Source organism: Acinetobacter schindleri CIP 107287 (genome assembly GCF_000368625.1).
Taxonomy (GTDB): domain Bacteria; phylum Pseudomonadota; class Gammaproteobacteria; order Pseudomonadales; family Moraxellaceae; genus Acinetobacter; species Acinetobacter schindleri.
In genome coordinates this window covers 272,312-287,183 of the sequence record NZ_KB849574.1, presented here as the reverse complement: position 1 = coordinate 287,183, position 14,872 = coordinate 272,312, and the positions used below count along the sequence as shown (strand labels likewise).

11 protein-coding genes are annotated in these 14,872 nt (G+C 44.6%); 7 read left to right on the top strand and 4 right to left on the bottom strand.

The window, feature by feature from the left end:
- Positions 1-135 precede the first annotated feature (135 nt).
- From F955_RS01585 to F955_RS01560, 5 genes are all read left to right on the top strand, one after another.
- Positions 136-1,047 carry a DMT family transporter gene (locus F955_RS01585; RefSeq protein WP_004890366.1) on the top strand — a complete coding sequence of 304 codons (912 nt, stop codon included), beginning with the start codon at positions 136-138 and terminating at the stop codon, positions 1,045-1,047.
- 523 nt (positions 1,048-1,570) lie between these two features.
- Positions 1,571-2,509 (top strand): cation diffusion facilitator family transporter, encoded by a 939-nt coding sequence (locus F955_RS01575; protein WP_004890364.1) that lies wholly within the window; start codon positions 1,571-1,573, stop codon positions 2,507-2,509.
- A gap of 503 nt (positions 2,510-3,012) precedes the next feature.
- On the top strand, positions 3,013-5,211 hold the full coding sequence (katG, locus tag F955_RS01570) for a catalase/peroxidase HPI (protein WP_004813351.1): 2,199 nt from the start codon (positions 3,013-3,015) through the stop codon (positions 5,209-5,211).
- Between the two features lie 195 nt (positions 5,212-5,406).
- On the top strand, positions 5,407-7,068 hold the full coding sequence (locus tag F955_RS01565) for an acyl-CoA dehydrogenase family protein (protein ID WP_004890362.1): 1,662 nt from the start codon (positions 5,407-5,409) through the stop codon (positions 7,066-7,068).
- A 146-nt stretch (positions 7,069-7,214) separates the two neighbouring features.
- Positions 7,215-7,400 (top strand): DUF7230 family protein, encoded by a 186-nt coding sequence (locus tag F955_RS01560; RefSeq protein WP_017401511.1) that lies wholly within the window; start codon positions 7,215-7,217, stop codon positions 7,398-7,400.
- A 10-nt stretch (positions 7,401-7,410) separates the two neighbouring features.
- On the opposite strand, the gene ptsP is transcribed toward F955_RS01560, so the two are convergent.
- Both ptsP and F955_RS01550 read right to left on the bottom strand, forming a co-directional pair.
- Positions 7,411-9,708 (bottom strand): phosphoenolpyruvate--protein phosphotransferase, encoded by a 2,298-nt coding sequence (gene ptsP / locus F955_RS01555; protein WP_004813340.1) that lies wholly within the window; start codon positions 9,706-9,708, stop codon positions 7,411-7,413.
- A gap of 87 nt (positions 9,709-9,795) precedes the next feature.
- Positions 9,796-10,278, bottom strand: a complete 483-nt coding sequence (locus F955_RS01550; protein ID WP_004813339.1) for an RNA pyrophosphohydrolase — start codon at positions 10,276-10,278, stop codon at positions 9,796-9,798.
- 180 nt (positions 10,279-10,458) lie between these two features.
- On the opposite strand from F955_RS01550, the gene F955_RS01545 reads away from it, so the two are divergent.
- Positions 10,459-11,109: an HAD family hydrolase gene (locus F955_RS01545; RefSeq protein ID WP_004813338.1), complete on the top strand. Its 651-nt coding sequence runs from the start codon at positions 10,459-10,461 to the stop codon at positions 11,107-11,109.
- A 160-nt stretch (positions 11,110-11,269) separates the two neighbouring features.
- Positions 11,270-11,518, top strand: a complete 249-nt coding sequence (locus F955_RS01540; protein ID WP_004890360.1) for a DUF2789 domain-containing protein — start codon at positions 11,270-11,272, stop codon at positions 11,516-11,518.
- Positions 11,519-11,576: 58 nt separating this feature from the next.
- Here the strand turns inward: F955_RS01540 and ovoA are convergent, their stop codons facing one another.
- Together ovoA and F955_RS01530 are read right to left on the bottom strand one after the other, a co-directional pair.
- Positions 11,577-13,772 carry a 5-histidylcysteine sulfoxide synthase gene (gene ovoA / locus F955_RS01535; RefSeq protein ID WP_004890359.1) on the bottom strand — a complete coding sequence of 732 codons (2,196 nt, stop codon included), beginning with the start codon at positions 13,770-13,772 and terminating at the stop codon, positions 11,577-11,579.
- A gap of 159 nt (positions 13,773-13,931) precedes the next feature.
- Positions 13,932-14,801 carry a LysR family transcriptional regulator gene (locus F955_RS01530; RefSeq protein WP_004890356.1) on the bottom strand — a complete coding sequence of 290 codons (870 nt, stop codon included), beginning with the start codon at positions 14,799-14,801 and terminating at the stop codon, positions 13,932-13,934.
- Positions 14,802-14,872: the final 71 nt, after the last annotated feature.

Sequence of the window (14,872 nt, the reverse complement as noted above, 5' to 3'; positions counted from 1 at the left end):
CTTTTGATCGTTTGAGGGTATATCCCTATACCCCAAACGATCCAGCGGCATCCCTGCCGCTCCCCGTATTGTTGAATGCAGATTTGAACATAAATTTGGTTCGATTCTGTCTAATACATTTTTATTGAGCAGTTTATGAGTTCAAATTCATCATCTCCCATGATCGTCACCGCAAGTATTTATGCTCTGCTGGTACTCATTTGGGCAGCGACGCCACTTGCGATTGTCTGGAGTGTGGCGGAAGTGCATCCCATGTGGGTGCTGATCATCCGTTATTTTGGTGCGTCCCTGATTGCCTTAGCCCTACTTAAAATCATGCGTGATCCGCTGCCATTTGACGCAGTGTCCATGAAAAGTTATTTGGCAGGTAGCTTGAACTTGATTGGCGCACAGCTGTTTATTTATCTTGCTGCCAATTACTTAACTTCAGGTTTGATGGCATTAATTTTTGGCTTGTCACCGCTGATTGCGGGTTTAATCGGTCATGTGATTTTAAAGACTCATAAATTGGTGTGGTTGCAATGGCTCGGTATGGCGGTTGCGGTGAGTGGCTTAACGTTTGTATTTGCCGACTCTGCTGAAAGCAATGTGAATCCTTGGGGCGTGGTACTGATGGTGATTAGTATGATCTCTTATATCAGCTCCATTTTTTGGGTCAAACAAATTAATGCACCACTGAAACCAATGTCACAAGCCACGGGTTCTCTGATTTTTTCAGCGCTAGGTTCCTTGGCATTGATTCCCTCTATTTGGCAACATTTTCCGACTCAAATACCAAGTACCAATGCCATCATTGGGTTTGTCTTTACTATGATTTTGTCGTCCATTGTGGCAATGCTGTGCTACTTCTGGCTCATTCGTCGTTTGGCAGCGTCGACAGTGTCTTTAAGCAATGTGATGACACCTGTGATTGCGTTGGTCTTGGGAGCAACTTTAAATAATGAACACATTAGCTCAAATGCCTTTATTGGCATTGTAATCGTGATGTTTGGAATTGTGATGTATTTCTGGAAGGAATGGCGCGAGCAGTATTTTTCTAAATCCTAAACTGTATTATTCAAATTAAAAAAATATTTAGAAAGGAAGCCAGGGCTTCCTTTCTGGTTTTTGATGCAGAACCGGGTAGGGATGTCTTTTCTATCCCTTTCAGAACGGCAGATGAGCTCAAATCCAGGCTTTAAGTCAAAGATAGTCGCATCAGATACAATAAACAGTATTTCCCGCATTGTTCAGTAATGTGCATCAAACCCAAAATTTGCTGCTGATGTTCCACATGGAACAGTTGCACCTGCTGCACATCCTCATAGTCAATAATCTAATGACAGATCCTCAGGACCTATACGTCATTCAGCAAATGAGGCGAAAACATACTGATTATGCTCACACTTCCAGTCAAAAAGTGTGCTGATCAGTACAGATGATAAACATTGTAAGGATAAAGATTCTTGGAAAAAATGAGAACAACAAAACGATAAACAATTTATGCCGGCAGTTTATTAAGATGCGAATAGATAAAATGAAAAATCAAATAGATCCATCTGTTTCACAATAAAAACCAGGACAAATTTGCATGTCATCTGAATCTAATAAAATTGTGGTATATGCTGCGCTGTTTGGCAATCTGGCAATCGCACTGGTTAAATTTGTCGCGGCCTATATTACCAATAGTTCTGCCATGTTGAGTGAAGCTATTCATTCGGTAGTGGATACCCTGAATGAAATTCTGCTGCTGCACGGTATGAAAAAATCTCAAAAACGCCCCGATGCATTGCATCCCTTTGGCTATGGTCGTGAGCTATATTTCTGGGCCTTTATTGTCGCCTTAATGGTCTTTGCTTTGGGCGCCATTGTATCAATCTATCAGGGTATCCAGCACATTATCCACCCTGAAGAAATGCGGGACCCGATGATTAACTATATTGTGCTCGGTATTGCGATTTTATGTGAAGGAACTTCTTGGTTCGTGGCTTTAAAAGCCTTTCGCAAACACAAAGGCAAAATGGGATATTTTGAAGCTTTTAGACGCAGTAAAGACCCAACGACTTTTACTGTGTTATTTGAAGATACGGCTGCATTGATCGGACTTTTTATTGCGCTGGTAGGTATTTTTCTCGCACATCAGCTAAATATCCCTGAGCTAGATGGAGCGGCCTCAATTCTGATTGGTTTGGTACTGGCTGTATCGGCCTGGCTGTTGGCGCGTGAAACAAAAGGGCTGTTACTTGGTGAAACTGCCGATCCGAAACTGCGGGAAAATGTGCTGCTGATTGCGCAGGAGGATATCGCAGTGTTTAGTGCCAACGGGGTACTGACCGAACAGATCGGTGCACATCAGGTGATTGCTTCTTTAAGCCTGGAGTTTATGGATAATCTGAATTCGGATGAAATTGAAGCCTGCGTCAACCGGATTGAAGCGCAGATCAAACAGATCCATCCGGAAATTATTACCCTGTTTGTGAAACCACAAACTCAGGCCGTCTGGCTGGAACGTACCCAGGGACGTGTATAAGAAGCTATTTTTTTAATTGATATGGATAGAAAATATCTTCAAATAGCAGCCTTTTAAACTGCATATTCAGATCACTGATTTAAATAGGCGCAACGGCGTTTGCTTTTGCCAATAACATCCCTAAAGACAACAGTAAGCAGACGCAAAAGTGCGTCTTGAACTAAAAAATCTCAGGATTCAAATCAATCTTTGTAATGATTGATAGACTCATGTTGTCGCTGGAGCGCCTTTCTTACATCTATGTTCTATAACTTTAGTCGAATAACAGAAGCAATCTTGAAGATGGTTTAATTTTCATCAACTCACCAGTTCTCTGCAATTTCCCCTAGAAAATTGCAAAAAATAAATAATGAATGAATTTACAAGCTTTTAGATAGAAGAAAACGATGGTTTGTATTCATAAAAATTGTTTTAGCTTGTCACATAAAAGGGGTATGTTGAAGTAAATAAGATGTTTAAACAGTTCAGATCAAACAGACTTTATAAAGTTTTGGAGCTACAAAATGACACAAGATTTGCAAGCATCAGGCTGCCCATTTCATCAAAAACACGAAGGTACAGCGGCAAGCAATGCCAGCTCACACAATACGGACTGGTGGCCAAATGCGCTTAACCTCGACATTCTTTCTCAACACGATAGAAAAACCAATCCTTTTGATCCCGACTTTGATTATAAAGCAGCATTTAATTCCCTTGACCTTGAAGCAGTAAAACAAGATCTGCGTGAACTGATCACGACCAGCCAGGCATGGTGGCCAGCAGATTATGGCAGCTATATTGGTATGTTTGTTCGTACTGCCTGGCACTTGGCAGGTTCTTACCGTAAGCAAGATGGACGTGGTGGTGCCAATACGGGTAACCAGCGTTTTGCACCGTTGAACAGCTGGCCAGATAATGTCAATACCGATAAAGGCCGTCGTCTGTTATGGCCGATCAAGAAAAAATACGGTAACAAGCTCTCTTGGGGTGACCTGATTATCCTCGCAGGGACAGTGGCCTATGAAGTTGCAGGTTTGAAAACTTTCGGTTTTGCTGGTGGTCGTGAAGATATCTGGCATCCTGAAAAAGATGTGTACTGGGGGGATGAACGCCAATGGCTGGCACCGACCGAAAGTCGTTATGAAAATAACCAAGATCGTTCAACGCTAGAAAATCCTCTTGCTGCGGTGCAAATGGGTCTGATCTATGTCAATCCTGAAGGAGTGGATGGTGTACAGGATCCTTTACGTACGGCGCAGGATATGCGAGTCACTTTCGACCGTATGGGCATGAATGACGAAGAAACAGTTGCCTTGACCGCAGGTGGTCATACTGTAGGTAAGTCACACGGTAATGGTAAAGCAGATTTGCTTGGACCAGATGTTGAAAGCGCAGATATCGAATTTCAGGGCTTGGGCTGGCATAACCCGGAAGGGACTGGTAACGCGGCGAATACCATGGTCAGTGGTCTGGAAGGTGCCTGGACCACCAACCCAACCAAATGGGACAATGAATTCTTCTATCTATTGCTCAACTATGATTGGGAAAAAACTGTCAGCCCGGCAGGCGGGAAACAGTGGGAACCGATTAACATCAAGGAAGAAGACAAACCATTTGATGCACATGATACCAGTGTACGCCGTAATCCGATGATGACCGATGCTGACATGGCACTGAAAATTGATCCGGAATACCGTAAAATTTCAGAGCGTTTCTATCGTGATCCGGCCTACTTCTCTGAAGTGTTTGCACGCGCATGGTTTAAACTGACCCACCGTGATATGGGGCCAAAATCCCGTTATCTTGGCCCAGACGTACCGGCTGAAGATCTGATCTGGCAGGACCCAATTCCAAAAGTGGACTACACCTTGTCTGAGGCTGAAATTGAGGAACTCAAAGCAAAATTACTGATCAGTGGTTTAACCCCAACCGAACTGATCAATACGGCTTGGGATAGTGCACGTACTTACCGTGGTTCCGACTATCGTGGTGGTGCCAATGGAGCGCGTATCCGTCTAGAGCCACAACGTCAATGGGAAGGGAATGAACCGGAACGCCTGAATAAAGTATTGAATAAACTTGAAGAGATTCAGGCGGGTCTTGAGAAGAAAGTCAGCATTGCTGATCTGATTGTATTGGGCGGTAGCGCAGCAATTGAACAGGCAGCCAAAGCAGCAGGTGTAAATATCAAAGTGCCATTTACACCGGGCCGTGGCGATGCCTCTCAGGAACAGACAGATGCCTATTCATTTGAAGACCTGTTACCGAAATACGATGGTTTCCGTAACTGGCTAAAAGATGAATATGTGGTTCAGGCTGAAGAGCTGCTAGTCGATCGTGCACAACTGTTAGGGCTGACTGCACCTGAGATGACTGCGCTGGTTGGGGGTATGCGTGTACTCGGAACCAACTATGGTGGTGCGCCAGAAGGTGTCCTCACCAACAATGTTGGTGTCTTAAGCAATGACTTCTTTGTGAACCTGACGGATATGAACTATCAATGGAAAGCAACTGGCCGTAACCAGTATGACATTGTTGAACGTGCGACAGGTGTGAAGAAATGGACTGCAACACGTGTAGACCTGGTCTTTGGTTCGAATTCGATTCTTCGTGCTTATGCAGAAGTATATGCTCAGGATGACAATAAAGAAAAATTCGTGCGTGACTTTGTCAAGGCATGGGTCAAAGTCATGAATGCAGACCGTTTTGATGTGAAACGATAATTTTTCGATCTTGAAATAGGAAACCGGTCGTAGGGCCGGTTTTTTATTACCTGAATTTTTATTGGTCAATCAGCTCATAGAACGACCAGTCATGAAAAATAGATGGTCTTACTGAAAACTTAATAGGTATTCGCCACTTTTTCTCTATACTGGACTGAAAACCACACAACAAAAATGAAGATTAAGGAAGATAAGATGAACACATGGACAACCCATCAGATCAGCAATCAGTTTGATGAAAAACAGGACTATAACCTGTTTGCAACTGATACCACTTTGCAGGAAATTTTGCAAAGCTATGGTAGTCAGGATCAGACAATTTTAAATGAAATGGGGCAGGTGGTCGGTTCATCAGAATATTATCAATATGCCGATTTGGCAAACCGGCATACGCCTATTCTGCATGCTTTTGATGCCCGTGGTCGCCGTCGTGATTACATTGAATTTCATCCTGCATGGCATCAATGGATGCGCATCAATCGTCAGTTTGATAGTCATGCACATCCTTTTAATCAAGCTGAATCAAAATCTAAATGGGTCGACTGGGCAGCACGGTTTTACCTGAGTGGACAGGTAGAATGTGGCAGTCTGTGCCCGACTTCGATGACCCTCGGCAGTATTCCCTTGATCCAGCGTGAACCGGAACTTTGGGCCAAAATCGGCGATAAATTATTATCTACTGAATACGATGAACGTGATCTGCCGATTGCCCAAAAAAAATCAATCTGGCTGGGTATGGGGATGACTGAAAAGCAGGGCGGTTCCGACGTTCGGGCGAATGAAACCTTTGCCGTGCCTATCGGTGAATCAGGTCGAGGGCAGGCTTATCTGCTGACCGGTCATAAATGGTTTTTTTCAGCACCGACGTGTGATGCCCATCTGGTCGTGGCGAAAACTGAACAGGATGGTCTGGCCTGTTTCTTTGTTCCACGTTGGCGTGAAGATGGAACCAAGAATAATATTCATGTACAGCGACTCAAAGACAAAGTTGGGAATCGTAGCAATTCCAGCTCGGAAGTTGAGTTTCAGGAAGCTTGGGGCATCATGATCGGTGAAGCAGGACGGGGTATCCCAACTATCATTGAAATGGCGAACTACACCCGTCTGACCTGCTCGGTTGGCAGTACTGCGATGTTACGTCAGGCGCTGGTGCAATGTCTGGCCTATACCCGACAGCGTAAGGCTTTTGGCAAGCATCTGGCAGCACAGCCCTTAATGCAGGCAGTGCTGGTTGATCTGGCACTGGAAACAGAAGCGGCAATACAGCTGAGTTTCTATCTGGCTTCTTGTTATGAAAATGATGATGCCTTGTCACTGGCCTGGAAGCGGATTATGACCCCGGCTTCCAAATTCTGGATCTGCAAACGTGCCGTAGAATTGACCGGTGAAACCATGGAAGTCTTTGGTGGTAATGGCTATGTCGATCATGGCATCATGGCACGAATTTTCAAAGAAGCGCCAGTGAATACCATTTGGGAAGGCTCAGGCAATGTCATGTGTCTGGATGTACTGCGTGCCATTGGTCGTGAACCGGAATCGATTGAAATACTGTTTCAGGATTTGGCTGCTACTGCAATGCAGGATGAAATACTGAAACAGGAACTTCAGACGCTGTTTAAACTGTTTCAGCAGCCTGCAGATGAACTGCAATTTATGGGGCGTAGTCTGGTCAGCCGCTTGACTATTTTAGCCCAAGCCGTATTACTGCAACGTCATGCACCTGAATTTATTTTTAATGCATTTATTCAGACCCGATACAGCAAGTTTCATGGACGAGTAGTAGGTATGATGAGTGCCAAACAAGTAGATGTAGAGAGGATTTTGGAACGGGCTTTAGCTCAAGACTCATCTTCATAAAATATTAAAAAGGAGGAGAGAATAGCTTCTTGTTAAAGGTTATTCTCAAATCCTAAAAATATTGAAAACCACTTGAAATATACTGAATAGAGCGCAATATATGCACAGTGTCAATTCAGATGCTATGTCAAAAAACAGGTGAAAAGATGGCAAAGAAAAAGCAGCTACCAGAAGCAGTAATACATAACTTTGTGGCCAAACACATGCATGAGGTCAACAAAAGCCAAGTGTTTACAGACCGCAAAAAAGATGCAAAACGTGGCTATAGCAAGCACAAAAAAGGGAGATACTCAAACGACTATCTCCCTTTTTGTTTATGGCAGTTTTGCTAAATTTAGCAGCTTAAGCTCCCACGATTCGGGTCGCGCCTTTCACCATATCTCCCAGACCATGCGTGCGGAAATAATGTTCCATCCAGCTTTTTACGACCAGCGGATTATCCAGTTTTAGCACATGTTCCAATAAGTCCTGAGCATCCGGCATGGGTACATGACAAATCGTCTTACGCACCCGCAAAATATTACTTGAACTCATTGACAGGGTATTAAAGCCCATGGCCATCAGCAGCACAGCCGAAATCGGATCACCTGCCATTTCCCCGCATATACTGATCGGTTTTTCATTACGATGACAATCCTGTACCAAACGGGTCAGGGCACGTAAAACGGCAGGGTGCAAATGCGAATAAACGTTGGCGACACGCGGGTTATTACGATCCACTGCCAGTAAATATTGGGTCAAGTCATTAGAGCCGACCGAGAAGAAGTCGACAAATTCAGAAAATTCATCAATCTGATACAGGACACTCGGCACTTCTAGCATGATACCAATTTTAGGCTTGGTGATCTTGACCTGTTCTTCTTCTTGGACTGCAACCCAGTCACGTTCCAGCAAATATAGTGCTTCTTCTACTTCGCTGACACTGGTGATCATTGGTAGCAGGATATGTAGATTATTCAGTCCAATACTGGCTTTTAACATCGCACGAATTTGCGAAGAGAAAATTTCTGGATGATCGAGGGTAAAACGAATCCCGCGCCAGCCCAATGCCGAATTTTCTTCTTCAATCGAGAAATATGGCAGGTCTTTATCTGCCCCAATATCGAGGGTACGCATCACCACCGGTTTATTGGCGAAATGAGTAAGTTGCTGGCGGTAAATGGCACGCTGTTCTTCTTCACCCGGGAAGCGGTCGCGCAGCATAAAGGGAATTTCAGAACGGTATAAACCGACGCCTTTGGCACCGCGCTGTACACCGCGTACCACATCAATCATCAAGCCTGTATTCACGAACAAGCGTACAGCCACACCATCTGGGGTAATCGCATCCTTGGTTTCATATTGACGCAGATCTTTGGCGAGCTGTTCTTCTTCTTTCTGAATTTCTTTATAACGGGTACGCAGACGACGTGGCGGATTGATAAATACCCGACCCTGATGCGCATCAACAATCATTTCGACATCATCAAGGGTATTGATAGGTAATTCGGTCACACCCACTACGGTCGGAATACCGAGTGCACGCGCGACAATCACCATATGTGAATTCATTGCACCTTCAGTGGTGACAATCGCTGCAATTTTATCAACAGGTAATTCTACCAGCGCTGCGGTCGAGATTTCCTCGCCAATCAGGATGCTTTCATCGGTCAGTTCACGATGGCTTTCATCAGCTTCCTGTAATTTAGCCAGAATCCGGCGGCCTAAATCTTTCAGGTCAGCAACACGTTCACGTAAATAGTCATCTTCCATCTGGGCAAACTGCGCCACATGGTTTTCAATGACAATTCGTACCGCTCCTTGCGCCCAGTGACCTTCACGGATCAGTTCCTTGATTTCAGCCGGCAGGGCATTTTCGTCCAGCATACGCAGGAACACACTGAACAGTGCACGTTCCTCAGCCATGAGAGCATCCTGCATCTTGTCATCAAGAGACTGGATTTCTTCACGTACGGAATTTAGCGCGTTGTCGAGCAGGGCAAGTTCTTCGCTGATGTCATCCGCTTCACGATCCGGAACTGCTCCCAGATCTGCGGGCGGATAGAGGATCACGGCACGACCTAGAGCAATACCACCTGAGCCTGATACACCCTGGAAGGTTTTATAAGCAGGCAGATTGCTGGGCTTGCGGAACACATCAATATTGCCGACTGCATGGGCATGGGCAATTACACCAGAGAGCTGAGCACAGAGCGTCACTAAGAAGGATTCAGCAGCTTCTGAGAAATCCTGAGGTTCTTTATTCTGAACCACAAGAACGCCCATGACCTTACGACGGTACATGACCGGAACGCCAAGGAAAGAGTTATAAATTTCTTCCCCGGTTTCAGGTAAATACAAGAAACGCTCATGTTTCGGGGCATTGTCAAGGTTGACGATTTCCTCGCGCTGTCCGACCAGCCCCACCAGACCTTCACCAGTTTGCAGCGACACATGGCCCACCGCTTCAGGTTTTAGGCCCTTAGATGCCATCAGTAGATAGCGCTGGTTGCGCTCATCCAGCAGATAAATGGAGCAGACGTCGACCTGCATCGCTTGGGCTACCTGATTAACCATAATGTCGAGTGATTCGTGCAAACTGGCTGACGCATTGATCTCTTGAACAATACGTCTCAGGGTCTCCAGTTGCATATTCGACATTCGCGCTGCTCCTTCGTAATTTAGGGTCCGGTATATTCTTTATTTATAACAATAACTGCCTAAAAAATCTGCATATTTGTGCAGTTTTTAAGGTTTTTCCTTGGGAAGTTGCTGACATAGTTCTACCATGGCCTTGCGGTATACGTCGCGTTTAAAATTCACGACCTGACCAAGCGGGTACCAGTAACTGACCCACTGCCATTGATCAAATTCGGGCGGGTCAGACAGATCAAGCTGAATGTTCTGTACTGACGCCGTCAGTTTGAGTAAAAACCACTTTTGTTTCTGGCCGATACACACCGGATCTGAATCCGTACGAATGTACCGGTGTGGCAAACGATAACGCAGCCAGCCTTTGGTTTGCGCTATAATTTGGACATGTTCGGGCAGTAAGCCGACTTCTTCTCTCAGCTCACGGTAGAGTGCCTGCTCAGGGGTTTCTCCATATTGGATACCTCCTTGTGGAAATTGCCATGCATTGTGTCCAATGCGCTTCGCCCATAAAACCTGTCCAGCATCGTTTGCCAAAATGATCCCGACATTCGGTCGGAAACCTTCAGAGTCGATCATTTGGCACCTAATATTGTGTAATTTATGCCTTTGCCCTCGGGGATTTTTATTTCTGTATCCAGCACGAAAAAAGCAAAGTTTAAAAATGTTAAAATTGCTATGATCTTAACGAATTTCTATCGACTAGCGGAGATAGATTTACAATTTTTTTCTTAAATTTCAGTTTTTACGAGTATTTTCATGAAATTGGCGCTATTTGATCTCGATCACACCTTGTTAAATACAGATTCGGATCATTCTTGGGGAGAATTCTTGGTCAACGAGGGCCTGGTTGACCCTGTTCATCACCGTGCCATGAATGACAAGTTCTATGAAGATTATAAAAAAGGTCAGCTGGACCCCTATGCCTATAATGAATTTGTCTTTGAATTTTTAACCAAACATGACAATGATTATCTGATTGAACTACATCAACTCTTCATGCAAAAAGTCATTCGTCCGCAAATGCGTCCAGAAGGTTTTAAGGCAATTGAACGTCACCGTGAAGCAGGACATGAATTGGTCGGTATTACTGCAACTTCTGACTTTATTACTGCGCCAATTTTTCGTGAATTTGGCATTACCGAAATTATCGCGACGAATGCTGAAATTGTTGATGGTAAATATACCGGTAAAGTGATCAATACTGCCTGTTACCAAAAAGGCAAACTGATCCGCCTGGAACAGTGGCTGGAAGGCCGTGATGTGACCGAGTCCTGGGCCTATTCGGATTCAATCAATGACCGCTTCTTGCTGGAACATGCTGATCATGCCATTGCAGTCAATCCGGATGATCGTTTAGAAGCACTGGCGAAAGAGCAGGGCTGGGAAATTCAGGACTGGTCGATTTAATCATCTGCAGCGTTCAAATCTGTGAAGCACAACTCAGGTTGTGCTTTTTTATGTGCACAGATTCAAGGTGAAAAATAAACTATTGTCACACTAGCTCACTGCAGCTCATGCTAAGCTTAATTTGCATAATGAGAATAAGGGAAACTCAGAGGTAGTTGAAATGAATAAAGTAAGACCACGCATGACGCACCTATTTGAACAGTTGGGCCTGGATGCCAGTGAGGAAGGAATTGCAACCTTCATTAACAATCATCAGCTGCATAAGGATTTTAATCTGCTGGATGCACCCTACTGGTCTGAGGCACAGCGCCAGTTTCTCGCTGAAAAGATTACGTCTGATGGTGAATGGGCCATCGTGGTAGACCAACTGAATGAATCCCTGCATGAGGATGCGACCATCGAAATCTGAATGTATCTTAAAACCAAAAGCCAGTCCGATGACTGGCTTTTTATTTGATTTTGGCATCTTAACGTATGCGTTTCCATAAAGTGACCTGTGACAGGGTATGTTGATATTTACGCGCTGTTTCACGGATCACAAAAGGAACATCTATAGGTTCAGCCAGCATTTCAAAATGTGGACTCAATAATTCCTGTATTCCATCTAAGGTCGTAAAATTTTCTCCAGCCTGCTTAAAACCGCCTAACCATTCACTACGCGCGGTATGTTCATCCAGCCAGGTATAAGGTGAAGCCAGCATTAGAATGCCACCAATATTTAGTCGCTGATGAATCTCGTGCAAAAAGGCTTTAGGGTGGTGCAGCCGATCAATCAGATTGGCTGCCAGAATGAAATCGTATTCCTTAAATTGCGGTTTTAGATTGCAGGCATCCGCCTGATAAAACTCGACCTTGTGAGCAACCTGATCAAGTCCAGTCCCTTGCAGTGAACAGGATTTATATTCGACCAGTTCACCTTCAACCGGAATGGTATAACCTAAAGTTGCACCTTGCGCTAAGGCTATACCTTGCTGAATAAAACGTGCCGAGAAATCTAGACCTGTTACCTGTGCAAAATGCTGCGCAAGTTCAAAGCTGGCGCGTCCTGTGGCACAGCCAAGATCGAGTGCTTTTTTTCTGGCAGTTTTTACAAAATAAGGCTCGGCGAGGATAATGAGAGACCTGGCAAAATTCGGAATGCCAAAATACTCCTGACCGTACTGAAATTCCAGATACTGCGAAATCAGTTCATCCGTCTGATAATGTGAATGATAGGGTGAAACTGGTTCATCTGACCCAGCCACATAGCGAAAACCCGCATGCTGGAAAAAGTGTCGTCTAAAGGCATAACGGGAACTATGCAAAGCTTCATTACCACCTGAAATCCAGGAACCGCCTTTAATCAGGTTATGCCGATCATCGAAGGTTGGGGTACTAAAGTCATCATAAATTGGATGGACCTGAAAACCTTCAAAGGGATAGATTGCAGTTTCAGTCCATTGCCAGACATTGCCTTGTACATCATAAAACTCGCCTTGCTGGAACTGGTGTACCGGACAAGGATTAGGTGCATGTTGCAAGGCGATATTGGCTTCTAAAGGTAGCGGTCGTTTAGGATTCAGGCCGACATGGTCATACAGCCGATACCATTCATCTTCGCTCGGCAAACGGATTGATTCACCGGTTTGTGCTGATTTCCAGTTACAGAAGGCTTTGGCTTCGTGGTAATTCACCTCGACTGGCCAATCCCACGGCATCGGAATTTCTTCCAGCATGATACGCAAATGCCAGCCATCCTCTTTTTTGATCCAGAAGCTTGGATGTTGCGCTTCAATAAATTCCAGCCAGGCGTTACCTTCTTCACTCCAGTATTCTGACTGCTGATAACCATCAGCTTCGACAAAGTTGAAAAATTCCTGATTGGACACCAGAAATTGTGATGCCTGAAACGCATTGATTTCCGCTTCATGCAGACCGTATTCATTGTCCCAGCCATAATATGGATCAGTGAAATTTTTATTCAGTCGAACCGTTCCCGCAGGAACAGGAAGAAGCTGGTTTTCTGGTGCAGGGCCAGTCAGGATTCGGGCATGCCATAGTGGATGATTCTGCACATATTGCAGTTGATGTTGTCGAATCAATACCGACGAAGTTTCCAGATGGATCCGTTCATGCTCAATACCCATCAGGATTGACCACCATGGATTCTGCCAGTTGAGTGGTAGTTCTAGAGGTGCATTTTCTATGATCTTCAGTACCAAGGCTCGTACCCGGTGCCGATACGCTTTTACTTCACTGACTTCAGGCCAGTCATAATTCTGATCATCCAGATCGTCCCAGCTCATCTCATCTACACCGATGGCAAAGATACTTTCCATATGTGGATTCAGCTGTTCAGGAATCAGTTTGCTGAGCAGCAGTTTATTGACAAAAAAAGTAGCGGTATGACCGAAATAGAAAATCAGCGGATGACGCAGACTAATCGGTTTGACATAAAATGCTTCTTCATTGCGCAGACAGTCAAACAGGGATTCGTAGGTGTCAAAGGTATTCAGGAAATATTCACGAATCACATGGCGCGCTGTGGAAATGTCTTCAAAGTTTAAATTAGGCGTTGGAAGCAGGCGAATTTTTCCCTGTTGCCAAGGGCTGTCGTCTGCTAAATATGTAGGTGACTTACTATTTGGCTGGTTAGGTTTAAATAAGGTTGAATCGGGCTGCATCCATCAGACTCCATGAAGAATTTTAAGATATTCCACTGATAAGTCCGCGCAGGGAATATCCTAAACTTAATGCAAAGCAGGATGCAGTTGTTGCTCATTTAGGTAACAAAATGCTGCGAATTGAATCCATCGCAGCCTCTTATTTTAAAATGAAGTGATTTAGAGTTTAGGCTGTTGCATTAACTCAACCAGGGCCTGTGCAGCTTTGGACTGGGTACGTCCCGGATGCCAGACCATGCCAAGCTGGCGATTCATTTCCAGAGGAATATCCAGCTGTTGCAAATCATGATTTACAAGAGTTTGTGGTAGTACTGACCAGCCCAGACCAATGGAAACCAGCATGCGGATCGATTCGAGTGGATTATTACTCATGGTGATCTTTGGTTTGACACCACGCTTTTCAAACTCTGCCATGGTAATTTGCGTGGTATAGGTTTGTGCAGACGGTAACAGGCTCGGGTAATGCACCAGATCGTCCAGTGACAGATTCTTCTGCTGGGCCAATGGATGGAAGGGAGCAACTACAAACACCAATGGATCGTTCCAGATAGTCACATAGTTCAACCGTTCATCGCCATGTGGAGGTAAAGTCAGGAAAGCCAGTTCCAAGTCACCGGCAATCACCTGTTCATGCGCCTGTTCAGAATCAACAAAGTGCACATCCAGGGTCACATCCGGATATTGCAGTACATACTGACGCAAATGTGCTGGAAGGTGATGTAGACCAATATGATGACTGGTACCAATTTTCAGTTTGCCCTGAATCTGGCCTTGTTCATGACTAAGGGTATGATGAATATCGCCCAGTTCATTCAGCCAGTTTTTCACTTTCGGTAACAGCGAATGCGCGGCATGGGTTGCTTGTACACCACGACCCGCTGATTCAAACAGCTTGACTCCAAAATACTCTTCCAGACTATGAATCCGTTTGGTCACGGCGGGTTGAGTAATAAAAAGCTGATCTGCCGCCAGAGAAATTGATCCAGTTTCCATGACTTTTACAAAGGCTTCAAAGGCTGCGAGATTCATCTTAATCACCTATAAAGATTTTTTATGCGTATCTCTATTGTTGTAATATTTTAAGAATAAATCAAAGGAAA